This window comes from Pseudomonas sp. 3JA, assembly GCF_036961705.1.
Classification (GTDB): domain Bacteria; phylum Pseudomonadota; class Gammaproteobacteria; order Pseudomonadales; family Pseudomonadaceae; genus Aquipseudomonas; species Aquipseudomonas fluorescens_Q.
Genome location: NZ_JBAMDJ010000018.1, coordinates 1 through 25,576, shown reverse-complemented (window position 1 = coordinate 25,576; position 25,576 = coordinate 1). Strand labels below are relative to the sequence as shown.

The 25,576-nt window shown below is 61.0% G+C and carries 26 protein-coding genes; 18 read left to right on the top strand and 8 right to left on the bottom strand.

All coding sequences use genetic code 11. From position 1 onward, the window contains the following. Positions 1–39 precede the first annotated feature (39 nt). The 4 genes from alc to V7773_RS15640 all read left to right on the top strand — a co-directional run bounded on the left by alc (position 40) and on the right by V7773_RS15640 (position 4,189). Positions 40–1,035: an allantoicase gene (gene alc / locus V7773_RS15655; protein ID WP_336074089.1), complete on the top strand. Its 996-nt coding sequence runs from the start codon at positions 40–42 to the stop codon at positions 1,033–1,035. Between the two features lie 147 nt (positions 1,036–1,182). Beyond that, positions 1,183–1,686 carry an ureidoglycolate lyase gene (locus V7773_RS15650; RefSeq protein WP_063324810.1) on the top strand — a complete coding sequence of 168 codons (504 nt, stop codon included), beginning with the start codon at positions 1,183–1,185 and terminating at the stop codon, positions 1,684–1,686. Between the two features lie 52 nt (positions 1,687–1,738). Then, a complete protein-coding gene (locus V7773_RS15645; RefSeq protein ID WP_092413238.1) occupies positions 1,739–3,040 on the top strand; it encodes a urate hydroxylase PuuD in 1,302 nt (433 codons plus the stop codon). 363 nt (positions 3,041–3,403) lie between these two features. Beyond that, positions 3,404–4,189 carry an outer membrane protein OmpK gene (locus tag V7773_RS15640; protein ID WP_092147742.1) on the top strand — a complete coding sequence of 262 codons (786 nt, stop codon included), beginning with the start codon at positions 3,404–3,406 and terminating at the stop codon, positions 4,187–4,189. Positions 4,190–4,320: 131 nt separating this feature from the next. Here the strand turns inward: V7773_RS15640 and V7773_RS15635 are convergent, their stop codons facing one another. After that, positions 4,321–5,475: a patatin-like phospholipase family protein gene (locus tag V7773_RS15635; protein ID WP_336074088.1), complete on the bottom strand. Its 1,155-nt coding sequence runs from the start codon at positions 5,473–5,475 to the stop codon at positions 4,321–4,323. A gap of 43 nt (positions 5,476–5,518) precedes the next feature. Then, the gene (locus V7773_RS15630) at positions 5,519–6,451 is read right to left on the bottom strand and encodes a lipid A biosynthesis lauroyl acyltransferase (protein WP_336074087.1); all 933 of its coding nucleotides are present in this window, start codon (positions 6,449–6,451) and stop codon (positions 5,519–5,521) included. A gap of 118 nt (positions 6,452–6,569) precedes the next feature. Between V7773_RS15630 and minC the strand changes: the two genes are divergently transcribed. The 6 genes from minC to V7773_RS15600 all read left to right on the top strand — a co-directional run bounded on the left by minC (position 6,570) and on the right by V7773_RS15600 (position 11,270). Further along, on the top strand, positions 6,570–7,307 hold the full coding sequence (gene minC / locus V7773_RS15625) for a septum site-determining protein MinC (protein WP_063324805.1): 738 nt from the start codon (positions 6,570–6,572) through the stop codon (positions 7,305–7,307). Between the two features lie 200 nt (positions 7,308–7,507). Continuing rightward, positions 7,508–8,320: a septum site-determining protein MinD gene (gene minD, locus V7773_RS15620; protein WP_058542331.1), complete on the top strand. Its 813-nt coding sequence runs from the start codon at positions 7,508–7,510 to the stop codon at positions 8,318–8,320. Then, a complete protein-coding gene (minE, locus tag V7773_RS15615) occupies positions 8,320–8,574 on the top strand; it encodes a cell division topological specificity factor MinE (RefSeq protein ID WP_003179111.1) in 255 nt (84 codons plus the stop codon). The genes minD and minE overlap by 1 nt, the downstream gene beginning before the upstream one ends. 102 nt (positions 8,575–8,676) lie before the next feature. Continuing rightward, positions 8,677–9,312 carry an RluA family pseudouridine synthase gene (locus V7773_RS15610; RefSeq protein ID WP_003204542.1) on the top strand — a complete coding sequence of 212 codons (636 nt, stop codon included), beginning with the start codon at positions 8,677–8,679 and terminating at the stop codon, positions 9,310–9,312. 243 nt (positions 9,313–9,555) lie between these two features. Further along, the gene (locus V7773_RS15605; RefSeq protein WP_336074086.1) at positions 9,556–10,845 is read left to right on the top strand and encodes a M18 family aminopeptidase; all 1,290 of its coding nucleotides are present in this window, start codon (positions 9,556–9,558) and stop codon (positions 10,843–10,845) included. 242 nt (positions 10,846–11,087) lie between these two features. After that, positions 11,088–11,270: a hypothetical protein gene (locus V7773_RS15600; RefSeq protein ID WP_063324804.1), complete on the top strand. Its 183-nt coding sequence runs from the start codon at positions 11,088–11,090 to the stop codon at positions 11,268–11,270. A gap of 7 nt (positions 11,271–11,277) precedes the next feature. Here V7773_RS15600 and V7773_RS15595 read toward each other — a convergent pair whose 3' ends face one another. Then, on the bottom strand, positions 11,278–12,024 hold the full coding sequence (locus V7773_RS15595; protein WP_063324803.1) for a UTRA domain-containing protein: 747 nt from the start codon (positions 12,022–12,024) through the stop codon (positions 11,278–11,280). 349 nt (positions 12,025–12,373) lie between these two features. Here V7773_RS15595 and V7773_RS15590 point away from each other — a divergent pair, with 349 nt between their 5' ends. From V7773_RS15590 to V7773_RS15565, 6 genes are all read left to right on the top strand, one after another. Beyond that, the gene (locus tag V7773_RS15590; RefSeq protein ID WP_063324802.1) at positions 12,374–13,441 is read left to right on the top strand and encodes an ABC transporter substrate-binding protein; all 1,068 of its coding nucleotides are present in this window, start codon (positions 12,374–12,376) and stop codon (positions 13,439–13,441) included. A gap of 121 nt (positions 13,442–13,562) precedes the next feature. Then, a complete protein-coding gene (locus tag V7773_RS15585) occupies positions 13,563–14,369 on the top strand; it encodes an alkaline phosphatase family protein (RefSeq protein WP_063324801.1) in 807 nt (268 codons plus the stop codon). Between the two features lie 5 nt (positions 14,370–14,374). Beyond that, positions 14,375–15,211, top strand: a complete 837-nt coding sequence (locus tag V7773_RS15580; RefSeq protein ID WP_161951765.1) for an ABC transporter permease — start codon at positions 14,375–14,377, stop codon at positions 15,209–15,211. Continuing rightward, complete coding sequence (locus tag V7773_RS15575; protein ID WP_092201692.1) at positions 15,198–15,998, top strand: ABC transporter permease; 801 nt, start codon at positions 15,198–15,200, stop codon at positions 15,996–15,998. Before V7773_RS15580 ends, V7773_RS15575 begins: the two co-directional genes overlap by 14 nt. Then, positions 15,995–16,984: an ABC transporter ATP-binding protein gene (locus tag V7773_RS15570; protein ID WP_092147727.1), complete on the top strand. Its 990-nt coding sequence runs from the start codon at positions 15,995–15,997 to the stop codon at positions 16,982–16,984. The genes V7773_RS15575 and V7773_RS15570 overlap by 4 nt, the downstream gene beginning before the upstream one ends. 46 nt (positions 16,985–17,030) lie before the next feature. Then, the gene (locus V7773_RS15565; RefSeq protein WP_063324797.1) at positions 17,031–17,684 is read left to right on the top strand and encodes an HAD family hydrolase; all 654 of its coding nucleotides are present in this window, start codon (positions 17,031–17,033) and stop codon (positions 17,682–17,684) included. A gap of 225 nt (positions 17,685–17,909) precedes the next feature. On the opposite strand, the gene V7773_RS15560 is transcribed toward V7773_RS15565, so the two are convergent. The 5 genes from V7773_RS15560 to V7773_RS15545 all read right to left on the bottom strand — a co-directional run bounded on the left by V7773_RS15560 (position 17,910) and on the right by V7773_RS15545 (position 21,248). Next, positions 17,910–18,698: a DUF2182 domain-containing protein gene (locus V7773_RS15560; RefSeq protein WP_336074084.1), complete on the bottom strand. Its 789-nt coding sequence runs from the start codon at positions 18,696–18,698 to the stop codon at positions 17,910–17,912. After that, positions 18,698–19,333, bottom strand: a complete 636-nt coding sequence (locus V7773_RS15555; RefSeq protein WP_092147721.1) for a DUF1326 domain-containing protein — start codon at positions 19,331–19,333, stop codon at positions 18,698–18,700. Before V7773_RS15555 ends, V7773_RS15560 begins: the two co-directional genes overlap by 1 nt. A 226-nt stretch (positions 19,334–19,559) precedes the next feature. Further along, a complete protein-coding gene (locus V7773_RS30495; RefSeq protein WP_086936740.1) occupies positions 19,560–19,799 on the bottom strand; it encodes a hypothetical protein in 240 nt (79 codons plus the stop codon). A gap of 9 nt (positions 19,800–19,808) precedes the next feature. After that, positions 19,809–20,030: a hypothetical protein gene (locus tag V7773_RS15550; RefSeq protein WP_336074083.1), complete on the bottom strand. Its 222-nt coding sequence runs from the start codon at positions 20,028–20,030 to the stop codon at positions 19,809–19,811. A 255-nt stretch (positions 20,031–20,285) separates the two neighbouring features. Continuing rightward, a complete protein-coding gene (locus V7773_RS15545) occupies positions 20,286–21,248 on the bottom strand; it encodes a zinc-binding dehydrogenase (protein ID WP_063324792.1) in 963 nt (320 codons plus the stop codon). 139 nt (positions 21,249–21,387) lie between these two features. Here V7773_RS15545 and V7773_RS15540 point away from each other — a divergent pair, with 139 nt between their 5' ends. Together V7773_RS15540 and V7773_RS15535 are read left to right on the top strand one after the other, a co-directional pair. Further along, complete coding sequence (locus tag V7773_RS15540) at positions 21,388–23,466, top strand: carboxy terminal-processing peptidase (protein WP_336074130.1); 2,079 nt, start codon at positions 21,388–21,390, stop codon at positions 23,464–23,466. 118 nt (positions 23,467–23,584) lie between these two features. Then, positions 23,585–25,372, top strand: coding sequence for a bifunctional diguanylate cyclase/phosphodiesterase (locus V7773_RS15535; protein WP_336074082.1), 1,788 nt, complete (start codon positions 23,585–23,587; stop codon positions 25,370–25,372). The last annotated feature ends 204 nt before the right edge of the window (positions 25,373–25,576 follow it).

The following is a 25,576-nucleotide window of genomic DNA, read 5'->3' as shown; positions in this document are numbered from 1 at the left end:
AAGCATCCCCAGCCAACTTATTAAAGGCAGACAAGAAGAATGAAAACTTACGCCGTACCTTTCGAGAAGTTCGTCAACCTGGCCGACGCCCGCCTCGGCACCAAGATCATCTCGGTCACCGATGACTGGTTCGCCGACGCCAACCGTTTGTTCCAGCCGACCCCGGCCGTATGGAAGGAGGGCGTGTTCGATGACAACGGCAAGTGGATGGACGGCTGGGAATCGCGGCGCAAGCGCTTCGAAGGCTACGACAGCGCGGTGATCCGCCTGGGCGTGGCCGGCTCGATCAAAGGCGTGGACATCGACACCTCATTCTTCACCGGTAACTACCCGCCATCGGCCTCTTTGGAAGCCTGCTTCCTGAGCGAAGGTGAGCCAGACGAAAACACCCAATGGACGGAAGTGCTCTCGGCCGTCGAGTTGCAAGGCAACAGCCACCACTATCACGAAATCAACAACGACCAGGCCTTCAGCCATCTGCGTTTCAATATTTACCCCGATGGCGGCGTGGCTCGGTTGCGGGTCTACGGCATTCCGTACCGCGACTGGTCGGCCGTGGGCGACAACGAACAGATCGACCTGGCCGCAGCCCTCAACGGAGGCCGTGCCCTGGCCTGCTCCGATGAACACTTCGGCCGCATGAGCAACATCCTCAACCCGGGTCGTGGCGTCAACATGGGTGATGGCTGGGAAACCGCCCGTCGTCGCACCCCGGGCAATGACTGGGTCATCGTCGCCCTGGGCCATGCCGGCATCGTTGAGCAAGTCATCGTCGACACCCTGCACTTCAAGGGCAACTACCCCGACAGTTGCTCGATCCAGGGCGCGTTCGTCAAGGGCGGCACCGACAGCCAGATCGAAACCCAATCGCTGTTCTGGCGTGAGCTGTTGCCCAGCCAGAAACTGGAAATGCACGCCGAACACACCTTCGCCGAGCAGATCAAGGCCCTGGGACCGATCACCCACATTCGCCTGAACGTGTTCCCGGATGGTGGCGTGAGTCGTCTGCGGGTGCTGGGCAAGATAGCGAAGTAAACACCGCACCTGTGGCGAGGGAGCTTGCTCCCGCTGGACTGCGCAGCAGTCCCATTTCGAGGGCCGCTTCGCGACCCAGCGGGAGCAAGCTCCCTCGCCACAAAAGCTGAACAAACGACACAGAATTTTTTGGATAAGAAGACCAGCATGCGCACACTCAAGATCGAACCGTTGACCAAAGAAGCCTTCGCCCCGTTCGGTGACGTGATCGAAACCGATGGCAGCGATCACTTCATGATCAACAACGGCTCGACCATGCGCTTCCATCGTCTGGCAACGGTGCAAACCGCCACGCCGGACGATCAGGCGATCATCAGCATCTTCCGCGCCGACGCGTTGGAGATGCCGTTGACCGTGCGCATGCTGGAGCGCCATCCGCTGGGCAGCCAGGCGTTCATTCCGCTGCTCGGCAACCCCTTTCTGATCGTGGTCGCGCCACTTGGCGATGCACCTGTATCAGGCTTGGTCCGCGCCTTCGTCACCAACGGCAGGCAGGGCATTAATTACCATCGCGGCGTCTGGCACCACCCGGTGCTGACGATCGAAAAGCGGGATGACTTCCTGGTGGTTGATCGCAGTGGCACAGGCAATAACTGCGATGAGCATTTTTTCCAAGAGGATGAGTTACTGATCCTCGCCCCCCACCAATAAGAGAAGCGTCCGATCACGCGCAGACAAGCGTGACGGGCGAGAGGTAAAGACTGTGGAAGCACATATGCTGGAATGGCTGAACCTGAGCGTACGCTGGGTTCATATGATCACTGGCGTGGCCTGGATCGGCGCGTCGTTCTACTTCGTCTGGCTGGAAAACAACCTCAATCGCGTCAATCCAAAAAGTGGTCTGGCTGGTGACTTGTGGGCCATCCACGGTGGCGGCATCTACCACCTGGAAAAATACAAACTCGCGCCACCGTCCATGCCGGACAACCTGCACTGGTTCAAGTGGGAAGCGTATTTCACCTGGATGTCGGGTGTCGCGCTGCTGTGCGTGGTGTTCTATTGGAACCCGACCCTATACCTGCTGGCCCCCGGCAGCAGCCTCAGCGGCCCCGAAGGCGTGGCGCTGGGTATCGGCTCGTTGTTCGTCGGCTGGTTCGTCTATTCCTTTCTCTGCGACTCGGCCCTGGGCAAGCGCCCCGCCCTACTCGGTTTGATCCTGTTTGTGCTGTTGATCGCCGCCGCCTACGGGTTCAGCAAGGTGTTCAGCGGTCGCGGTGCCTACCTGCACGTCGGGGCGGTCATCGGCACGATCATGGTCGGCAACGTGTTCCGCATCATCATGCCAGCCCAACGTGCGCTGGTGGCGGCCATCGCCGAGAACCGCACGCCCGATCCGGCGTTGCCGGCCAAGGGTTTGCTGCGTTCGCGCCACAACAACTACTTCACCCTGCCAGTGCTGTTCATCATGATCAGCAACCATTTCCCGAGCACCTACGGCAGCCAGTACAACTGGCTGATCCTGGCCGGGATCGCCGTGGCGGCGGTGTTGGTGCGGCATTACTTCAACACCCGCCATGACAGCAACCGGTTTGCCTGGACGCTGCCGGTCGGCGCCCTGGCGATGATCTGCCTGGCGTATGTCACCGGCCCCAAGCCAGTCTCCAACGCACCGGACGTGGCCAAGACGCCAGCCGCCATCGAATACCAGCCGCTGCCGGAAACGGCGGTGGGCGGTGGCGCAAAACCAGCGACTGCCCCGGCCGCACCGGCACCGGCGCCCACCCAGGCGACCAACGCCCAGGGCCCGTCGTTCGAGAAGGTCCACAGCGTGATCCAGGAGCGCTGTTCGGTCTGCCATTCAGCCAAGCCCACTAGCCCGTTGTTCAGCGCCGCGCCAGGTGGGGTGATGTTCGATACGCCAGAGCAAATCCAGCAACAGGCTGCGCGCATCCAGGCCCAGGCCGTGGCCACCCAGATCATGCCCTTGGGCAACATCACCCAGATGACCCAGCAGGAACGCGACCTGATCGGCGCGTGGATCAACCAGGGCGCGCGGACCAACTGAGCCGCGCCCCAAATTCGCCGCGAATGCGCCGTTGCAGGGCACTTGATCCCACCAGGACAAGCCCGTACCCTGCGCGGCCGTTCACACCCGGGCAGCGTAAAAAAATCATCGAATCCTGACCGAAACGCCAGCTTATCCCGGCATCACGGGGGATATCGGACGTCCCCGGAAAACATCTTTTTCGACTGTTCCAAATAGCTGGACGAGCTTTTTTCGGGTTTGGCTCAGCTCTTGCTATCAGCATCTGCCACGAGCAAAAAGCTGACCGAACGGATGTTTTTATCCGTAGAAAAAAGCGCCACATCAAGAGCGCTGATCTGAAAAAAAAAATGGCGGTACCACTTACCTTTGGGAGCAAACCGAATGAAACGTACATGCACCAGCCTGACACTCGCAGGCGCCTTGTTGGTCGCAGGCCAAGCGATGGCCGATGACCTGTTCCAATGGCAGAACAATAGTCTGACCTACCTGTACGGCAAGGATTTCCAGGTCAACCCGCGCATCCAGCAGACCGTAACCTTCGAACACGCCGATGCCTGGAAATACGGGGATAACTTCTTCTTCCTCGACCGGATCTTCTACAACGGCCAGGACGACAGCCAGTCCGGCCCGAACACCTACTACGGTGAGTTCAGCCCACGCCTGTCGTTCGGCAAGATCTTCGACCAGAAGCTGGAACTGGGTCCGATCAAGGACGTGCTGCTGGCCATGACGTATGAATTCGGCGAAGGCGACAACGAGTCCTACCTGATCGGCCCGGGTTTCGACCTGGCGATTCCCGGCTTCGACTACTTCCAGCTGAACTTCTACAACCGCCAGACCGAAGGTCCACGCGCCGGTGACAACGTCTGGCAGATCACTCCGACCTGGGCCTACACCATCCCCATGGGCTCATCCGACCTCCTGATCGACGGTTTCATCGACTGGGTGGTGGACAATGACACCAACTCCAAGGGCACCTACCACGCCAACCTGCACATCAACCCGCAGATCAAATATGACCTGGGCAAGGCGTTGAAGCTCGGTGCCAAGCAGTTGTATGTGGGCGTGGAGTACGACTACTGGAAGAACAAGTACGGGATCGAAGACAGCGACGGGTTCAAGACCAACCAGAGCAATACCAGCTTCTTGCTCAAGTACCATTTCTAATCGCACCACCCAGGTGAGAGCGAGCAAGCTCGCTCCCACATTGGTTTCGTGAAAGCCAGGATTTAGCGCCCACCGCAAATCCCTTGTGGGAGCGAACTTGCTCGCGATAGCGGGGGACCTGCTTGCATCCGTCAGGACAACCCCAAAAACCGACTCAACGCCTCACGCTGCGCCAGTGCATCCTGGCGTCCCAGCTCGATCAGTTCGCTGCAATAGCCCGACTCGAACAACAGATAACTCAGCACCCCCGCGCCGCTGGTCTTGGTCGCGCCCGGCCCGCGCAAGAATAACCGCAGCGCACGGGGCAGTTCCTGCCGATGGCGGGCGGCGATTTCATCAATGGGCTGGCTGGGCGAAATCACCAGCACGTCCACCGGCGCCGCGCCGAGGGCGTGGGCCGGCACGTCGGCGGGCAGCAGGTGACTGAACCCGTTCAGGCGCTCAAGCAACTCGATGTCGCTTTCCAGGCTGTCAATGAACGTGCTGTTGAGCATATGGCCGCCGATCTGCGCCAGGGTCGGTTGCAGGCCGGTGTAGCTGCGCTCGGCGGGATCCTGACCACCCGCGCCACGGGGATTGCCGCTGACGCCGATCACCAGCACCCGATTGGCCCCCAGGTGCAAGGCCGGGCTGATGGGCGCCGATTGCCGTACCGCGCCGTCACCGAAGTATTGCGGGCCGATCCTGACCGGCGCGAACAACAAGGGAATCGCCGAGCTGGCCAGCAGGTGCTCCACCGATAACTGCGTCGGCACCCCGATACGTCGATGTCGCAGCCAGGCATCGATGGTCCCGCGCCCTTGGTAGAAGGTGACGGCCTGGCCGGATTCATAACCGAACGCCGTCACTGCCACCGCGCGCAGTTGCTGCTCGACGATGGCCTGCTCGATACCCGAGGCGTGGAATTGGGCCTGGAGCAGTTCGCGCAACGGCGAACTGTCGATCAGTGCCACGGGCAACTTGGACCCCAGGCCCAACAGGCTGTGGGTAATGAAACGCGTCGCCTGGGCGATCACGCCTCGCCAGTCGCTGCGCATGACCTGATGGCTGCGCACCGCTTGCCAGAACGCCGTCAGCCGCTCGATGGCGGTCTTGAAGTCCATCGCCCCGCTCGCCAGGCTGACGGCGTTGATTGCCCCGGCCGACGTACCGACGATCACCGGGAACGGGTTGTCCGCACCGTCTGGCAACAATTCGGCGATGGCCGCCAGCACGCCTACCTGATACGCCGCTCGAGCCCCACCGCCGGAAAGAATCAAACCTGTAACCGGTTCAGCTGGGGTCATCGCAATGCTCCGTGCTCAAGGTGCTGAAATGGCGGATATTGGCTCAACCGCGTTTGTCGTACAGCTTCGGCTCGCCCGGTGGACGGCTTTTGAAGCGCCGGTGGGCCCAGAGGTATTGCTCAGGACAATCACACACCGACTGCTCGACCCACTGGTTGATGCGGATGCAATCGACTTCCTCGGTCTCGCCCGGAAAATCCGTCAGCGGGGCCTGGATCACCAGGCGATAACCGCTGCCGTCGGCCAGGCGTTCCTGGATGAAGGGCACCACCAGCGCCTTGCCCAAGCGGGCGAACTTGCTGGTGGCGGTGACCGTCGCGGCCTGGATGCCGAACAGCGGCACGAACACGCTCTGCTTGGCGCCGTAATCCTGGTCCGGCGCATACCAGATCGCCCGCCCGGCCCGCAGCAGCTTGAGCATGCCGCGCACGTCGTCACGCTCCACGGCCAGGGAGTCGAGGTTGTGCCGCTCGCGGCCGCGGCGCTGGATGAAGTCGAACAGCGGGTTCTTGTGCTCGCGGTACATGCCATCGATGGTGTGCTGCTGGCCGAGCAACGCCGCGCCGATTTCCAGGGTGGTGAAATGCAGCGCCATCAGGATCACGCCCTTGCCCTCGCGCTGGGCCTGCTTGAGATGCTCCAGCCCTTCGACATGGGCCAGTTTCGCCAAACGCGAACGCGACCACCACCAGCTCATGGCCATTTCGAAAAAAGCGATGCCGGTGGAGGCAAAGTTTTCCTTGAGCAGACGCTTGCGCTCGACGGCGGACTTTTGCGGGAAACACAGTTCCAGATTGCGCCGCGCGATGCGCCGTCGGTCGCCGGCTACTCGATACATCAGCGCGCCCAGTGCGCGACCGACCCGCAGCAACAACGGATAAGGCAATTGAACGATCAGCCACAGCAGGCCCAGGCCGCACCACAGCAGCCAGAAACGCGGATGAAAAAATGCAGCTCGAAAACGCGGGCGATCCATTACAACTTCCATTAAGACATGGGCCGCGCATTCTACATTGTTCGACCCGGGTTGCGGCTGGCGGACGATCTCGTTATAAGTCTCGGCACTTTTAGTGACAAGCCGTTGTACGCCGACCATGAGCCAAACCGAACCGCTAGACCAAGATCCCGTGTTCCAGTTGAAGGGCAGCATGCTCGCCATTACGGTGCTGGAGCTGGCCCGCAACGACCTGGAAGGCCTTGACCGGCAGTTGGCGGCCAAAGTCGCCCAGGCGCCGAACTTCTTCAGCAATGCACCGCTGGTGCTGGCCCTGGACAAGCTGCCGGCCGGCGAAGGCGCGGTGGACCTGCCAGGCCTGATGCGCGTTTGCCGCCAGCACGGCCTGCGCACCCTGGCGATCCGCGCCAGCCGCATCGAAGACATCGCCGCGGCCATCGCCGTGGACATTCCGGTGCTGCCGCCGTCCGGCGCCCGGGAGCGCGTGCTGGAACTGAGCCCGGTCGAAGCCAGGAAAGTCCCGGAAAAACCACCAGAACCCACCATCAAGCCGACGCGCGTCATCACCTCGCCAGTACGCGGCGGGCAGCAGATCTATGCCCAGGGTGGCGATCTGGTCGTGGTGTCCTCGGTCAGCCCGGGCGCGGAACTTCTGGCCGATGGCAACATCCATGTATACGGCCCGATGCGCGGCCGCGCGCTGGCCGGCGTCAAGGGAGATACGAAAGCCAGGATCTTCTGTCAGCAATTGAGCGCTGAACTGGTCTCCATCGCCGGGCAGTACAAGGTTTCCGAGGATTTGCGCCGCGATCCGTTGTGGGGGGCGGGCGTTCAGATCAGCCTGTCGGGCGACGTGTTGAACATCATTCGGCTTTAACGGATACTGCCGCATTTTCCAAGCATCTCTAAAACGAGCGAAAACGGCTTAAACGACGTAGGAAAAAGGATCAGGCAGTGTTTACCGGAGGTAGACCCCGTCCGACATCCGATTCCAGCCAAGCCTGTCCAATTGCAGCCGTTTTCCAGAGATGTTTTTCAGGGGCTGAAAAAGTCCTTTTTCCTTAGGGGTGAAACACCTTGGCCAAGATTCTCGTGGTTACATCCGGCAAGGGTGGTGTGGGTAAGACCACCACCAGCGCCGCTATCGGTACCGGTCTCGCTCTGCGCGGCCACAAGACAGTCATCGTCGACTTCGACGTCGGCCTGCGTAACCTGGACCTGATCATGGGTTGCGAGCGTCGCGTGGTCTATGACTTCGTCAACGTCGTCAACGGTGAAGCGAACCTGCAACAAGCCCTGATCAAGGACAAGCGCCTTGAGAACCTCTACGTGCTGGCCGCCAGCCAGACCCGCGACAAAGACGCGCTGACCCAGGAAGGCGTGGAAAAAGTCCTGATGCAACTCAAGGAAGACTTCGAGTTCGTGGTCTGCGACTCCCCGGCCGGTATCGAGAAAGGTGCCCACCTGGCCATGTACTTCGCCGATGAGGCGATTGTCGTGACCAACCCGGAAGTGTCGTCGGTCCGCGACTCCGACCGCATGCTGGGCCTGCTGGCAAGCAAATCCCGCCGCGCCGAAAAGGGCGAAGAGCCGATCAAGGAACACCTGCTGCTGACTCGCTATAACCCACAACGGGTCAGCGACGGCGAAATGCTCGGCGTCGAAGACGTCAAGGAAATCCTCGCGGTCACCCTGCTGGGCGTCATTCCCGAATCCCAAGCGGTACTCAAGGCCTCCAACTCCGGCGTGCCGGTGATTCTCGACGATCAGAGCGACGCCGGCCAGGCATACAGCGATGCCGTCGATCGCCTGCTGGGCAAAACCGTAGCGCATCGTTTCCTCGATGTAACGAAGAAAGGTTTCTTCGAGCGCCTGTTTGGAGGTAGGTAATGAACCTTTTTGACTTCTTTCGTGCCAACAAAAAGCCCAGTACCGCCTCGGTCGCGAAAGAGCGTCTACAGATCATCGTGGCGCACGAACGCGGCCAACGCAGCACCCCTGACTACCTGCCGGCCTTACAGAAGGAACTGGTGGAAGTGATCCGCAAATACGTCAACATCGGTAGCGATGACGTGCACGTGGCACTGGAAAGCCAGGGCAGCTGCTCGATCCTGGAACTCAACATCACCCTGCCGGATCGCTGATCGCGCCGGCGGGAGCCACGGCGGCTCGGGTCCTTCTCCTCCCATTCGTGGGCTTGAGAAGGGCCCGCGCCGCCGTTGGCGTTTGTAACGAGACTGTTTTCAATGCCCCTGTCCAACATCCGCATCATTCATCAGGACGCCGCTGTCCTGGTGGTCGACAAGCCGACCCTGTTGCTCTCCGTGCCCGGCCGGGCCGACGACAACAAGGACTGCCTGATCACCCGCCTGCAGGAAAACGGCTATCCGGAAGCCCGAATCGTGCACCGACTGGACTGGGAAACCTCCGGCATCATCCTGTTGGCCCGCGACCCGGACACTCATCGCGAACTGTCCCGGCAATTTCATGATCGCGAAACCGAAAAAGCCTACACGGCGTTGTGCTGGGGCCAACCGGAACTGGACAGCGGCAGCATCGACCTGCCCTTGCGCTACGACCCGCCGACCAAACCCCGGCATGTGGTGGACCATGAGCACGGCAAACACGCCCTGACCTTCTGGCGCGTACTGGAACGTTGCGGCGATTGGTGCCGGGTCGAACTCACGCCGATTACCGGGCGCTCGCACCAGTTGCGCGTGCACATGCTGTCCATCGGTCATCCGCTGCTGGGCGACGGACTCTACGCCCACCCGCAGGCCCTCGCTGCCTGGCCACGCCTGTGCCTGCACGCCAGCATGCTGAGCTTCACTCATCCGCAAAGCGGCGAGCGCCTGCGCTTCGAGTGCCCGGCACCGTTCTAAGAGACACCACCGATCCCTGTGGTGAGGGGATTTATCCCCGCTGGGCCGCGAAGCGACCCTAAAGACTGACACCTCGGAAAGTCTGCTTGATTGGGGTTGCTGCTGTTGGGGCTGCTGCGCAGCCCAGCGGGAGCAAGCTCCCTCGCCACAGGCCCACCCCGAGTCACTCACATATCCACGCCGCACCCTCCCCAGCGACCACCAATACGGTAAACTGCCGCCCATTGCTGTCTGGAGTTTCTTATGCGCGCAGAGTTGAACCAGGGCCTGATCGACTTTCTCAAGGCCTCCCCTACCCCGTTCCATGCCACCGCCAGCCTTGCCAAGCGCCTGGAAGCGGCTGGCTATCAGCGTCTTGACGAACGCGAGACCTGGGCCACCGAGGCCAACGGTCGCTATTACGTCACGCGCAACGACTCCTCGATCATCGCCTTCAAGCTCGGCCGCAACTCACCGTTGCACGATGGCATCCGCCTGGTCGGTGCCCACACCGACAGCCCCTGCCTGCGGGTCAAACCGCAGCCGGAACTGCAACGCCACGGGTTCTGGCAACTGGGCGTGGAAGTCTACGGTGGCGCGTTGCTGGCGCCGTGGTTCGACCGCGACCTGTCACTGGCCGGGCGCGTGACTTTCCGCCGTGATGGCAAGGTCGAAAGCCAGTTGATCGACTTCAAGGCGCCGATCGCCACGATTCCGAACCTGGCCATCCACCTCAATCGCGAAGCCAACCAGGGTTGGGCCATCAACCCACAGAATGAACTGCCGCCGATCCTTGCCCAGTTCGCCGGGGACGAGCGCGTCGATTTCCGTGCCGTGCTCACCGATCAACTGGCCCGCGAACATGGCCTGAACGCCGACGTGGTACTCGACTACGAGTTGAGTTTCTACGACACACAAAGCGCTGCGGTCATTGGCCTGCACGGCGATTTCATCGCCGGTGCGCGCCTGGACAACCTGCTGTCGTGCTACGCCGGCCTGCATGCGTTGCTGAACGCCGATACCGAAGAAACCTGCGTGCTGGTATGCAACGATCACGAGGAGGTCGGTTCGTGCTCGGCCTGTGGTGCCGACGGCCCGATGCTGGAGCAAACCCTGCGTCGCCTGCTGCCTGAAGGTGAAGAGTTCGTCCGCACCATTCAGAAATCCTTGCTGGTGTCGGCGGACAACGCCCACGGCGTGCATCCCAACTATGCCGACAAGCACGACGCCAACCACGGTCCCAAGCTCAACGCCGGCCCGGTGATCAAGGTCAACAGCAACCAGCGCTACGCCACCAACAGCGAAACCGCCGGGTTCTTCCGCCACCTGTGCATGGCTGAAGAAGTGCCGGTGCAGAGCTTCGTAGTGCGCAGCGACATGGGCTGCGGTTCGACCATCGGCCCGATCACCGCCAGCCAACTGGGCGTGCGCACCGTGGACATCGGTCTACCGACCTTCGCCATGCATTCGATCCGCGAACTGTGCGGCAGCCATGACCTGGCGCATCTGGTGAAGGTGTTGAGCGCGTTTTATGCGTCGCGCGAGTTGCCATAACCGCCGCGCCCCCTCTGTGTGAATGGCCCCATGTGGCGAGGGAGCTTGCTCCCGCTGGGCTGCGCAGCAGCCCCAAAACTGCGGTTGAATGCAGATTTGCCAGTGCTGCGCACTGGAGCGGGAGCAAGCTCCCTCGCCACAAGAGTGTTCACCTCGGGATCGCGGGGGATGTGACTTACATCATCACATCCTGGGAAAACCCCAACTAGACTGACCTTATCCCCCCCGACAAGGCTGTCTCCATGGTTTCCATATCTTCGTTCAACGCCATGCTGGTGCCCATCATCGCCGGCATGATCCTGCTGGCCATCGGCTTCAACTTCCGTGACAAGAGCGTCGGGGTCTTTGCCATGTGGATCGGCATGTTGCTGATCCTCGCCACGGTGGTGATCAAGATCCTGAGCAAGCTCAACGAGTCGCTCTGAGCCTGCCTCAGGCTGCGGGCGATTGTTCCGGTACAGGTTGCTCCGGCACATCCACGCCGACATGGATCGCATCGTGTCGCCAGAATTCCAGGTCGCAATCGATCAGCCGCTGGTGCTGGTCATAGTTGACCCGTGCGATGCGAAGCCCGGGGCTGCCCACCGAAACCTTCAACGCCGCTGCCGCTTCCGGCTGTAACGAGGTGGGCACGATTTCAAACTTCACCCGGCCGTAGTGCAGGTCGTAATGGCGTGCGTACAGTTCGGTGATGGATTGGTTGAGGTCGAACCCCAGGATGTCCGGAAAATACTGCGGGTTCAGGTAGTGCTCGACGTACAGCACCAGCCGCTCGTCGATACGCCGCACGCGGCAGATCTGGATCACGCTGGACAACGCCGGCAGTTGCAACCAGGCACATACCGCCGCCGAGGCCGGTTGCAGGCGCGCCGAGATCACTTGGGTAGAAGGCACACGCCCTTGGGCTGCGACCATGGCGTGGAAATGGCTGCGTTGCATCAGGTTGTAGGCCAGGCGCGGCGGCGAAACGAACCAGCCCCGGCGCTCCTCCCGATAAATCTGCCCCTGGGCTTCGAGCTGCAACAACGCCTCACGCACGGTAATCCGCGTGGTCCCGAACAACTCACTGAGCTTGCGCTCGGCCGGCAATTTGCTGCCGGGCGCCAGCAACCCGTGGTCGAGCTGCTCTTGCAGGACCTGTCCGATGGCTGTCACCGCTTTGGTTGCATCGATGCGCATCAACGTTACCTATCTGGACTAGACCAGCACTGTTTCGGGGCAAGATCGACTGTCCATCGATCCGCTTCTTGGTCCAGCAAGCCTAGGCACTGCACATGACTGGCAGATGACAGAGCCGCCGAACGGTCGTTTTGCAAGCGTGCAAATTAACGGCCAAGTCCTTTCAGATCAGCTGTTTAACCATGGTCTACGCTTAATTCGCAGCCAACCTCCACGAGCCGGGCATTTCCTGAAGCCTCCACCACCGACATCAAAATGTCACAGGGCTCGCCTACATTGGCTCAGGTATTGCTGACCTAGACCAACACAACCGCAATCGCAGCGTTGAAAACGCCCATAGGAGCTTCGGATGAAACAGCTTTTCCTGGCATCACTGTTAGGCTCGACCATTGCCATGTGCACCGCCGCCATGGCCGCTGACACCGATCTGAAAACATTGGAAGCCGCTGCGAAAGCGGAAGGCGCCGTGAACAGCGTCGGCATGCCCGATGACTGGGCAAACTGGAAAGGCACCTGGGACGACCTGGCCAAGGTCTACGGCCTGAAACACATCGACACCGACATGAGCTCGGCCCAGGAAATCGCCAAGTTCGCCGCCGAGAAAGACAACGCCAGCGCCGACATCGGCGACGTCGGTGCAGCTTTCGGCCCGATCGCGGTCAAGCAGGGCGTGGTGCAACCCTACAAGCCAAGCACCTGGGAACAAGTACCTGCCTGGGCCAAGGACAAGGACGGCAACTGGGCACTGGCCTACACCGGTACCATCGCGTTCATCGTCAACAAGAAGCTGCTGCACGGTTCCGAAGTGCCGACCAAATGGGCTGACCTGAAAACCGGTAAGTACAAAGTCTCCATTGGTGACGTGAGCACCGCGGCCCAGGCGGCCAACGGCGTGCTGGCTGCCGCCCTGGCCAACGGCGGCGACGAGAAAAACCTGCAACCGGCGCTGTTGATGTTCGCCGAGATCGCCAAGCAAGGGCGCCTATCCATGGCCAACCCGACCATCGCCACGATGGAGAAAGGTGAAGTCGAAGTCGGCGTGGTCTGGGACTTCAACGGCCTGAGCTACAAGGCCAAGATGGCCAACCCGGATGACTACGTCGTGCTGATTCCGTCCGACGGCTCGGTCATCTCCGGCTACACCACCATCATCAACAAATACGCCAAGCACCCGAACGCCGCCAAGCTGGCTCGCGAGTACATCTTCAGCGACGCCGGCCAGATCAACCTGGCCAAGGGCAACGCCCGGCCCATCCGCGCCGAGCACCTGACACTGCCGGAAGAGGTCAAGGCCAAGCTGCTGCCGAATGAGCAGTACAAAGGCGTGACGCCGATCAAGGATGCCGATGCGTGGGAAAAAACCTCCAAGGCTCTGCCGCAGAAATGGCAGGAAGAAGTGATCATCAATATGCAGTGAGGCGCTAGCTCTCGCTCGGATATCCAATGGAAATCCAATTGTGGGAGTGAGCAATCTCGCTCCCACATTGGACCTGCGGTGAATCCGAGTTTTCTGGTGTCCATCCGGAGTCTTGGTATCCATGAAGCACAACGTCATCCTGGTGGTGCTCGACGGCCTCAACCATGAGGTCGCCCGGCATGCCATGGGGCATTTGCAGGCTTACGTCGGCGCAGGACGCGCGGCCCTCTACAAACTGGAATGTGAGTTGCCCGCCCTGTCCCGCCCGCTCTATGAATGCATCCTCACCGGCGTCGTGCCCATCGACAGCGGGATCGTGCACAACAACGTCTCGCGCCTGTCGAATCAGCGCAGCATTTTCCACTACGCCACCCAAGCCGGCTTGAGTACGGCGGCCGCGGCGTATCACTGGGTCAGCGAGCTCTACAACGTCTCACCCTTCGTGGCCGGTCGAGATCGTCACACCGACAACCCCGATTTGCCGATCCAGTACGGGCATTTCTATTGGAATGACCACTACCCCGATTCCCATCTGTTCGCCGACGCCGAACACCTGCGCCAGCGCTACTTGCCGAACTTCCTGCTGGTGCACCCGATGAACATCGACGACGCCGGCCACAAGCACGGCCTCGACACCCCGCAATACCGCAACAGCGCCCGCTCGGCCGACATCAACCTGGCGGTCTACCTGCAAGGCTGGCTCGACGCCGGTTACCAGGTGCTGGTGACGTCCGACCACGGCATGAACAACGATCGCTCCCATAACGGCCTGCTGGCCGAAGAACGGGAAGTGCCGCTGTTTGTCCTGGGTGACGGCTTCAGTCTCGATCCCGCGGCCGCGCCCCGGCAGACCGAACTGTGCGGCACCATTTGCCAATTGCTCGGCGTCGACCACGACAAACCCTATTGCCAGGAGTTACTCAAGTGAACGCCATGACGCGCGGCAAATGGCTGGCAGCGTTGTGCCTGGTGCCCTTCGCGATTTTCTTCATCGTGTTCCAGATCGCCCCGCTGCTGTGGGTGCTGGTCAACAGCCTGGAATCGGAAGAGTTCGGCTGGGGCCTGGCCAACTTCAGCAAGATCTTCAGTTCCAAGTTCTACCTGCAAGCGATCCAGCACAGCCTGGAGATCAGCTTCTGGTCCAGTGTGTTCGGCATCGTCATCGCCGTACTCGGCAGCTACTCCCTGCGCCGGGTGGATTCGCGGTTGCGCAACTTCGTCAACGCGTTCGCCAACATGACCAGCAACTTCGCTGGCGTGCCCCTGGCCTTCGCCTTCATCATTTTGCTCGGGTTCAACGGCAGCATCACGATCATGCTCAAACAGGCGGGAATCATCGAGGACTTCAACCTGTACTCGAAAACCGGGCTGATCATCCTCTACACCTACTTCCAGATTCCCCTGGGTGTGCTGCTGCTCTATCCGGCCTTCGACGCCCTGCGCGAAGACTGGCGCGAATCCGCCGAACTGCTGGGGGCCAGCGGTTGGCAGTTCTGGCGGCACATCGGCTTGCCGGTGCTGACCCCGGCGCTGCTGGGCACCTTCGTGATCCTGCTGGCCAACGCCCTCGGCGCCTACGCCACGGTCTATGCACTGACCACCGGCAACTTCAACGTGCTGCCGATTCGCATCGCCGCCATGGTTTCCGGCGACATTTCCCTCGACCCGAACCTGGCCAGCGCCCTGGCCGTGGTGTTGGTGGCGTTGATGACCGTGGTGACCATCGTCCACCAGTTGCTGCTCAAGAGGAGCTACCATGTCTCGCGCTGAACCGGGCTCCGCCGGGCTCTATCATCGGGCGGTGGTGTACCTGCTGTTCGCCATCCTGCTGCTGCCCCTGGCGGGCACGCTCGTCTACTCCATCGCCAGCAGTTGGTCGGCCACCGTGCTGCCCAGCGGCTTCACCTTCAAATGGTATGTGCAGTTGTGGAGCGATCCGCGCTTTCTCCACGCCTTCGGCCAATCGCTGTTGGTCTGCGTTGGTGCGCTGGTGCTCTCGGTGGTGTTGATCCTGCCACTGCTGTTCGTGGTGCATTACCACTTTCCGAAACTCGACGCGCTGATGAACATCCTCATCCTGCTGCCCTTCGCGGTGCCGCCGGTGGTGTCATCGGTGGGGCTGTTGCAACTCTACGGCTCCGGACCGCTGGCGATGGTCGGCACGCCGTGGATCCTGATCGGCTGCTACTTCACCGTCGCCCTGCCGTTCATGTACCGGGCGATCACCAACAACCTGCAAGCCATCAACCTGCGCGACCTGATGGACGCCGCCCAACTGCTCGGCGCCAGCACCTTTCAGGCCGCGTTCCTGGTCGTCCTGCCGAACCTGCGCAAGGGCTTGATGGTGGCGTTGCTGCTGTCCTTCTCGTTCCTGTTCGGCGAATTCGTGTTTGCCAACATCCTCGTCGGCACGCGCTATGAAACCCTGCAGGTCTACCTGAACAACATGCGCAACAGCAGCGGCCACTTCACCAGTGCCCTGGTGATTTCCTACTTCTTCTTCGTACTGGTCCTGACCTGGGCGGCCAACATCTTGAACAAGGACAAAAGCCAATGAGCTACGTCAGCGTCCAACACCTGCAAAAAAGCTACGCCGGCACGCCGGTGTTCAGCGACATCAATTGCGAGATCAGCAAAGGCGAGTTCGTCACCCTCCTCGGCCCTTCCGGTTGCGGCAAGTCCACACTGCTGCGCTGCATTGCCGGCCTGACCGCAGTGGATGCTGGCCAGATCATCCTGGACGGGCAAGACATCGTCCCGTTGAGCCCGCAGAAACGCGGCATCGGCATGGTCTTCCAGAGCTACGCCTTGTTCCCCAACATGACCGTGGAACAGAACGTCGCCTTCGGCCTGCGCATGCAAAAAGTCGACGCCTCGGACAGCCACAAGCGTGTGCTGGAGATCCTGCGCCTGGTGGAGCTGCATGATTTTGCCGGCCGCTATCCCCATCAACTCTCCGGCGGCCAATGCCAGCGCGTCGCCCTCGCCCGCTCCCTGGTGACCCGGCCGCGCCTGTTGCTGCTGGACGAGCCGCTGTCGGCCCTGGATGCGCGGATTCGCAAACACCTACGCGAACAGATCCGTCAGATCCAGCGCGAACTGGGCCTGACCACGATCTTCGTCACACACGACCAGGAAGAAGCCCTGACGATGTCTGATCGGATTTTCCTGATGAACCAGGGAAAGATCGTACAAAGCGGCGATGCCGAAACCCTTTACACTGCGCCGGTCGATGTCTTTGCCGCCGGGTTCATCGGCAACTACAACCTGCTGGACGCCGACAGTGCCAGCCGGCTGCTGCAACGCCCGGTGAACGGCCGCATCGCCATTCGCCCGGAAGCCATCGAGCTGAGTCGCGGTGGCGAAGCCGATGCGCTGATCCGCAGCCACAGCCTGTTGGGCAACGTGATTCGCTACCGGGTCGAGGCCCGTGGCGTGGAACTGGTGGTGGATGTACTCAATCGCTCGGCCGCCGACCTGCACCCCGATGGCGCACGGTTGTCACTTGCCATCGATCCGTCGGCGCTGTGTGAGGTAGCCTGATGGCTTTATCGATTTTGAAGTTGATCTTGAAGAGGAAAACGCGCTGATGGCCCTGGCAATTTTTGATCTGGACGAAACCCTGATCCACGGCGACTGCGCCACCCTCTGGAGCGAACAGATGGGACGCCTGGGCTGGGTCGATCCCGAGTCGTTCATGCAACGCAACAACGCGCTGATGGACGCCTACAGCCACGGCAAACTGAGCATGGAAGAGTACATGGACTTCAGCCTGGAACCGATGATCGGCCGCACACCGGAAGAAATCGAACACCTGGTAGGGCCTTGGGTGGAAGACTTCATCGAACCGATCATCTTCAGCGACGCCACCAAGACCATCGCCGAACACCGCAAGGCCGGCGACCGGATCCTGGTGATCTCGGCCTCCGGCACGCACCTGGTCAAGCCGATTGCCGAACGCCTGGGCATCGATGAGATCCTGGCGATAAACCTTGAAGTGGCCCATGGCGTCTACAGCGGCAAGACCGTAGGCACCCTGACCTACCGCGAAGGCAAGATCGCGCGGTTGCTGGACTGGCTGGATGCCGAGGAAGAAAACCTGGAGGGCGCCAGTTTCTATTCCGACTCGCGCAATGACCTGCCGTTGTTGCTGCGGGTGGATTTCCCCCACGTGGTCAACCCGGATCCCGTGCTGAAGGCCCATGCCGAATCGGCCGGGTGGCCAATCCATACCTGGAAATGAACACTGAACAGCCCCAGGAAGAACACCCAGGCTTGTGTGGCGAGGGAGCTTGCTCCCGCTCGGCTGCGAAGCAGTCGTAAAAACGGTTGACGCGATCTGCCTGGGCAATTGCGTCGTCTCGATTGGGGTGGCTACGCCACCCAGCGGGAGCAAGCTCCCTCGCCACGGGGCACGAGTGCGTCGGTAAGTTCCTGGCAATAAGAAGGCACGCTCGCTCCCACAGGTTCAGCCCAGCAGCAGCCACAGGCTCCAGCCGAGCAACAACACACCGCAGAGACGGCTGAACCAGAGTCCCTGCGGCAGGTTTTTCTCCAGCAAAATGAAGGCACCGATCACTGCCACCCAGAGCAGGTTCATCACGCCGACCACGAACAGCAGGCCCATCAGGGCCCAGCAGCAGCCCAAGCAGTAAGCGCCATGGGCCAGCCCCATGCGCCAGCCCCCGAGTACGTCGGGGCGCCAGTAGCTGAGCAGAAAATGCAGCGGCCCGCGACAATGCTCAAGGCAGACCGCCTTGCTTGGCAGCCACTGATAGACGCCTGCGACCAACAGCAGGCCCGCGCCCAGCGCGGTACTGGTGCTACGCATCCCCGGACTGAGCAGGGCGAGCTGCTCGAGCGCCCATTGCAGCGCCGTGGCGCCCAGGGCAAAACCTGCCCAGACCAGGACATAGGCGCTGCCGAACAGCAGCAGGGCCAGGTGTCGCCGCGGTGCCGGCATGCGCTTGCGCAGCATCTGCTGGTAGATCAACAGCATGGGCAAGGTGCTGGGCAGCATCATGCCGACCATCATCACTACCCACATGGCGAACATCAGCAGCGCATCGGCCAGGCTCCAAGGCATGACCATGCCACCCATCGCCGCATCAGCCATGCCGCCCGGCGCACTCATGTCGCGGGCCATGCGCAACAGCAGCAGCCAGGCCAGGGCGGTCAGCGCGAACAGGCAGAGCAGGAGCAGCAACTGCTCGCCTGTCAGTCGCTTGCTCGGCGTCGCCGCCTGAGGTTCTGCCATTACGGCTCTATGCCATGGCCGGTAAAGTGCACGTGGGCGAGGTGGCTATGACTGCCCTGGGATTGTAGTTTGAGGGCTGAATGCGTCTGGTAGCTGCCGCTCGCCACTTCAGCCTCACGGAACTCGAAGCCGTTGGGCAGGGACAGGCGGGCTCGATGAGGTGAGCCGTCGATCGGGCTGCGGATCGGCTCGCCGCTGGCCTGCAGCACGCCTGGAATGTCCAGGTGCGCCAAGCGCTGATCGACATCGATGGAGAGGGTGATGGGCACGAACAGCGGTTCGAACGCTTCACTCATGGTGCTGCTGAACACCTGAAACACGTTGGCCCCAGGGTCGCTCTCCAAGCCAGAAAGAATGGTCAACAGGGCCTGGCGTTGCGCCTCGTCGGCGCGTTCATCGATGAACACCTGGCAACTGCCGCTGCCCTCATGGATGGCACCCGGCCAAGCGAAGGTGGCGGCCCAGCACAAACCGTCCAGCGCGACCTGATTGAAATATCCGTGTTCCACTCGCATCGACGCCACCGCCTGGCAGTGACCATGGGTCGGTGGTGCATTGAATTGACAGGGGCAGCCCCAATTGCAGTTGCAGGCAATGAATTCGACGCCCTGCATACGCCATTCGGCGATGGCCATGATCAACCTCTTCACCTGACGGGTGAAATGAAAGCTGCGGTTACCCCATCCCCCATTAGTTAACGCTAGCAGGGCCCGCGCATCGGATACGGGCTGCCGACCGAAGGTCGGCTTGCCCGTGGTCGCCGGTCAAAGGTGAAAGCCACCGTCGATATCACCTTGTCGCTGCCACGGGCCGCACCTGCACTGTGCTGGTGAGTCTGCGAAACGGCAACAGGCACTAGAGCTAGAGCCCGCAATACACCTGCATCGCATTCAGGGCCGTATCATCCCCATTGCCCTGATCGGGTTCACTTTTGAGTCGGAATCCCCAGACATATTGTCCCTGAGGGCAGTATGCAGCCGCGCCCCAATCTCCCCATGGCCCTTGTTCTGACGTGTCTGAAGGCACTTGTGCTTGGGCAGCTTCAACGAGTACCCATGAAAGTGCACAAACCAGCGCGTGTAGAACGACATGATCAGACATGCCAGTGCCCTACTTGAACTTGGAAAAGGCTTTTGCCAGATCCAGAATTGCTTTTTCGTCTTGCCTGTCCATGTCGCCGTCGCCATCAACGTCGGTTTTGACATTGACGGTATCGTAGGGGCCGTTCTTTTTCGACGCAGAGACAAAAGTCGCGAACTGCAACTTCTTGCCCTTATAGATCTCCAGGACAACGTCGGGCGATCTGTTGTCGTCAACATATTCCTGGGTCATGCGGAGCTCTTTCGTAGCCATCACAGCACCTCTTCTGTCAGTGGACACTAAACAGAGAGACATCTATTACTCTCGAACCCACTCTAGAGTGACTTTCTTCAGGGTGTCTACTGTCAGACTTGACAGGGTGTATGCCTATCTAGCCCTTTGCAAATTCCAGCGAGCGCGGGAGCGAGCACTTACTACAGGACACTCAAATTCCTGTGTCGAGCAAGCTTGCTCGACACAGGAACCGCAGCTGTACTGCTTGCGCGACTAGCTCAGACTCTCGTCGATCACCAACACCAACTTCCCTGACACCTGGTTGGTCGCCAACTCCGCGAACGCCGCTTCGGCATCCTTGATCGCGAAGGTCTTGGCCAGTTGCGGGCTCAGGCGCTTGTCGGCAAACAGCGGCCACACCTGTTGGCCCAGCTCGCTGATCAGGTCGGCCTTGAACTGCTCGTCACGGCTGCGCAAGGTCGAACCGAGCAATTGGATACGTTTGCCCAGCACCTGTGCCAAATCCAGTTCGGTCGAGCGCCCCCCCATCAGGCCGATCAACACCCAGCGGCCGTCAACTGACAAAAGTTTCACGTTGAGTTTGGCGTAGCTGCCGCCCACCGGATCGAGGATCACGTCGAACGGACCGAGATCGTTCAAACTCTCCAGGCCATCGGTGCGTACCACGCCGCCCTGGGCGCCCAGGGCCTCGCAATAGGCCAGCCGCTCGGTCGAACCGACACTGACCCAGCATGGGTTGCCGAACGCCTTGCACAGCTGGATCGCGGCCGAGCCGACGCCGCTGGCCCCGGCGTGCAACAGTACTTTTTCACCCGGCTTGAGCGCCGCCAGCTGGAACAGGTTCAGCCACGCAGTGCCGTAGACCTCCGGCAGCGCGGCCGCCTCAGTCAATGACAGGCCCTCCGGCACCGGCAATACATGCCGGCCATCGACCACCACCTCCTCGGCCATCCCACCGCCGGCCAGCAACGCGCAAACGCGGTCGCCCACCTGCCAGGACGAGCCCGGCCCGACCTCGCTGATCACCCCGGCGCACTCCAGCCCCAACACCTGGCTGGCGCCGGGCGGCGGCGGGTAAAGTCCGGCTTTTTGCAGCAAATCGGCCCGATTCAGGCCGGCGGCTGCCACACGAATACGAACTTGCCCGACATCACACGCCGGGCTCGGCTCATCTGCCCATACCACTTGGCCTTCAACGCCTTGCAATGCTTTCACGGTGCCTCCATAGTGAGTCTCGACTGGGCCCGCTGCTTCAACGCCGGGCTTTCTTGCATTATGCGCCCGGGCCACATGGAACCGGCGACTTCAAAGACGGCCTAATATGCGTTATCAATTGTCCCTGCGTCGAATCAGCATGAAGCATCTGTTCCCCAGTACCGCCCTCGCGCTAGTCATTGGCCTCGGCCTGTTACCGCTGTCGAACGATACGTTCGCAGCCAACAGCTGGGACAAGCTTCAGCCCGATCGTGACGAGGTGATTGCCAGCCTTAACGTGGTCGAGTTGCTCAAGCGCCATCACTACAGCAAGCCGCCGCTCGATGATGCGCGCTCGATCATCATCTACGACAGCTACCTGAAGCTGCTCGATCCGTCGCGCAGTTATTTCCTGGCCAGCGACATCGCTGAATTCGACAAGTGGAAAACCCAGTTCGACGACTTCCTCAAGAGCGGCGACCTGAACGCCGGGTTCACCATCTACAAGCGCTACCTGGACCGCGTGAAGGCGCGTCTGGACTACGCCCTGGCCGAGCTGAACAAAGGCGTCGACAAAATCGATTTCAATACCAAGGAAACCTTGCTGGTCGACCGCAAGGACGCCCCCTGGCTCAAAAGCACAGCCGAACTCGATGACCTGTGGCGCAAGCGCGTCAAGGACGAAGTGCTGCGCATGAAGATCGCCGGCAAGGATTCCAAGCAGATCCAGGAAACCCTGGCCAAGCGCTACAAGAACCAATTGGCTCGCCTGGACCAGACTCGCGCCGAAGACGTTTTCCAGGCGTACATCAACACCTTCGCCATGTCCTACGACCCGCACACCAATTATCTGTCGCCGGATAACGCGGAAAACTTCGACATCAACATGAGCCTGTCCCTGGAAGGCATCGGTGCGGTGCTGCAGAGCGACAACGACCAGGTGAAAATCGTGCGCCTGGTCCCGGCGGGCCCGGCGGACAAGACCAAACAGGTCAGCCCGGCGGACAAGATCATCGGCGTTGCCCAAGGCAACAAGGAAATGGTCGACGTGGTCGGCTGGCGCCTGGACGAAGTGGTCAAGCTGATCCGTGGTCCGAAAGGCTCGGTGGTGCGCCTGGAAGTCATCCCGGCCAGCAATGCGCCGAACGACCAGACCAGCAAGATCGTGCCCATCACCCGTGAAGCGGTGAAGCTGGAAGAACAGGCAGCGAAGAAATCGGTCCTCAACCTCAAGCAGGACGGCAAGGATTACAAGCTCGGCATCATTGAGATCCCGGCCTTCTACCTGGACTTCAAGGCCTTCCGCGCCGGGGATCCGGACTACAAGAGCACCACGCGCGACGTCAAGAAACTGCTGACCGAGCTGCAGAAGGAAAAAGTCGACGGCGTGGTCATCGACTTGCGCAACAACGGCGGCGGCTCCCTGCAGGAAGCCACCGAGCTGACCAGCCTGTTCATCGACAAGGGCCCGACCGTGCTCGTGCGTAACGCCGATGGTCGAGTGGATGTGCTGGAAGACGAAAACCCCGGTGCGTTCTACAAGGGGCCAATGGCCTTGTTGGTCAATCGCCTGTCCGCTTCTGCCTCGGAGATTTTCGCCGGCGCCATGCAGGACTATCACCGTGCGCTGATCATCGGCGGCCAGACCTTCGGCAAAGGCACCGTGCAGACCATCCAGCCGCTCAACCATGGCGAACTGAAGCTGACCCTGGCGAAGTTCTACCGGGTTTCCGGCCAGAGCACCCAGCATCAGGGCGTGCTGCCTGACATCGATTACCCGTCGATCATCGACACCAAGGAAATCGGTGAAAGCGCCCTGCCCGAAGCGATGCCGTGGGACACCATCCGCCCGGCGATCAAGCCAGCGGTGGATCCGTTCAAGCCGTTCCTGGCCCAGCTCAAGTCCGAGCATGACACCCGCACGGCCCAGGATGCAGAGTTTGTCTTCATCCGCGACAAGCTGGCCCTGGCGCAGAAGTTGATGATGGAGAAAACCGTCACCCTCAACGAAGCCGACCGTCGCGCGCAGCATGCCGACATCGAGGCCAAGCAACTGACCATGGAAAACCTGCGTCGCAAGGCCAAGGGCGAAGAACCGCTCAAAGAGCTGAAGAAAGAGGACGAAGACCTGATCACCGAGCCGGAGAAAACCAAGCCGGAAGACGATGCCTACCTGAGCGAGACCGGGCGGATCCTGCTGGATTACCTGAAACTCAACACAGCGATCGCCAAGCACTAGAATGATGGCCATTTAATGGCGATGCTCGTCGGAGTGTCATCAAACTGACATCAGTCTGTCGTGAAATACAGGACTGGGTGCCACGCACCCGGTCCTTTTTTTATCGCCAGAGATTGCCATGACCACGACAGAACAGCTGAGTGCCTTGAGTTCGATCCTGGCTCAAAGCGGTTTGCACAGCCTGTTCCAACCGATCATCTGCCTTTCCGAACGGCGCATCGTGGGTTATGAAGCCTTGACCCGCGGCCCCTCCAACAGCCCGTTGCACTCCCCCATCGCGCTACTCTCCGTGGCGCGCCAGGCCGGACGCCTCAGCGAACTGGAGTTGGCCTGCCGCCGCAGCGCCTGCCAGCGCTTCAATGAGCAAAAGCTCCCGGGCAAGCTGTTTCTCAACGTCTCGCCCGAGTCGCTGCTGGAATCCGCGCACCAGACCGGGCGCACCCTGCAACTGCTGCAGGATCTCGGCATTGCCCCCAGCCAAGTCGTGATCGAACTGACTGAACAAACCCCTATCGATGACTTCCAGCTCCTGCAAACCGCGTTGCATCATTATCGTGCGATGGGTTTCTCGATTGCCCTGGACGACCTGGGCGCCGGCTATTCGAGCCTGCGGCTGTGGTCTGAATTGCGGCCCGATTATGTGAAGATCGACCGGCATTTCATCGACGGCATCCACCAGGACGCCCTCAAGCGCGAGTTCGTGGGCTCGATCCTGAAAATCGCCCGGGCCTCCCGCGCCCAGGTGATTGCCGAGGGAATCGAACTGCCGGAAGAACTGGCGGTGCTGATCGAAATGGGCGTCGACCTGGTCCAGGGCTATCTGCTGGCCCGGCCTCAGGAACAACCGTCACGCGATGCCAGGGCGCTGATGCCCAAGCAGGACAGCGGCGTGGCGGCGTTGAGCGATGAGGTCAACGACCTCAGTGCGCTACTCAACGAACAACCGGCAGTGGCCCACAACACGCCGACAGCTACCGTGCTGGAAGCGTTTCGTCGCCAGGCCAACCTCAACTCCCTGGCGGTGCTGGATGATCAAGGGCAGCCCTGCGGCATCGTTCATCGCCATTCGCTCTCGGATGCCTTGCTCAAACCCTTCGCCACCGACCTGTTCGCCCGCAAACCCATCAGCCGCTTGATGAGCGACGACTTTCTCGCAGTGGAGTTGAACCAGTCGTTGCAACAAGTCAGCCGCCTGATCACCAGCCGCGCCCGACAACGCATCGAAGAGGACTTCATCATCACCCTCAACGGCGGCTACATGGGCCTGGGCCGGGTGATCGATGTGCTCAAGCTCATCACTGAACTGAAAATCCAACAGGCCCGCTACGCTAACCCACTGACGCTGCTACCGGGCAACGTACCGATCCAGCAATGCCTCACGCGCCTGCTGCAGCAGCGGCAGGAGTCGGTGATCTGCTACGTGGACATCGACAGCTTCAAACCCTTCAACGACATCTACGGCTACGGTCGCGGCGACGAAGTCCTGCTGTGCCTGGCCCAATGCCTGAACGAACGCATCGACCCCAGCCGCGACTTCGTCGGCCATATCGGCGGCGACGACTTCCTGCTGGTCCTCGGCCCGGAAGACTGGCGCAGACGCCTGGACCAGCTCCTCAGCGACTTCCAGACCCACTGCCGCCGCTTCTACCGCCCCGAACACCTGGAGGTTGGATGCTTTACGGCGTTGAACCGACAGGGCGTTAGACAGGAGTTCGCGTTGTTGTCGCTGTCGATTGGCGTGGTGCACCTGCGCGCCGAGGCCTGTGAGGAATTGGACGCCAGCCAGTTGGCGGAACTGGCTTCCCAGGCCAAGCATCATGCCAAGGAAATTTTGGGAGGAAGTGTGTATTTGGTGGAGGGTTTGGCGGAGCGGGAGTCTGGGGTAACGTTGGGTTTGTCGGTGTAAGCGGATTCCCCACTCCCCACAGCCCGAACGCCTGTGGCGAGGGAGCTTGCTCCCGCTGGGCTGCGTAGCAGCCCCTCTCTTCTGACCAACACCACGGTGTATCTGGCTGACCGAGTTAGTTGTTTTTAGGGCTGCTGCGCAACCCAGCGGGAGCAAGCTCCCTCGCCACGAAAAGCGGTTTGGTGGTGCAGCAGGGGGCGTTTC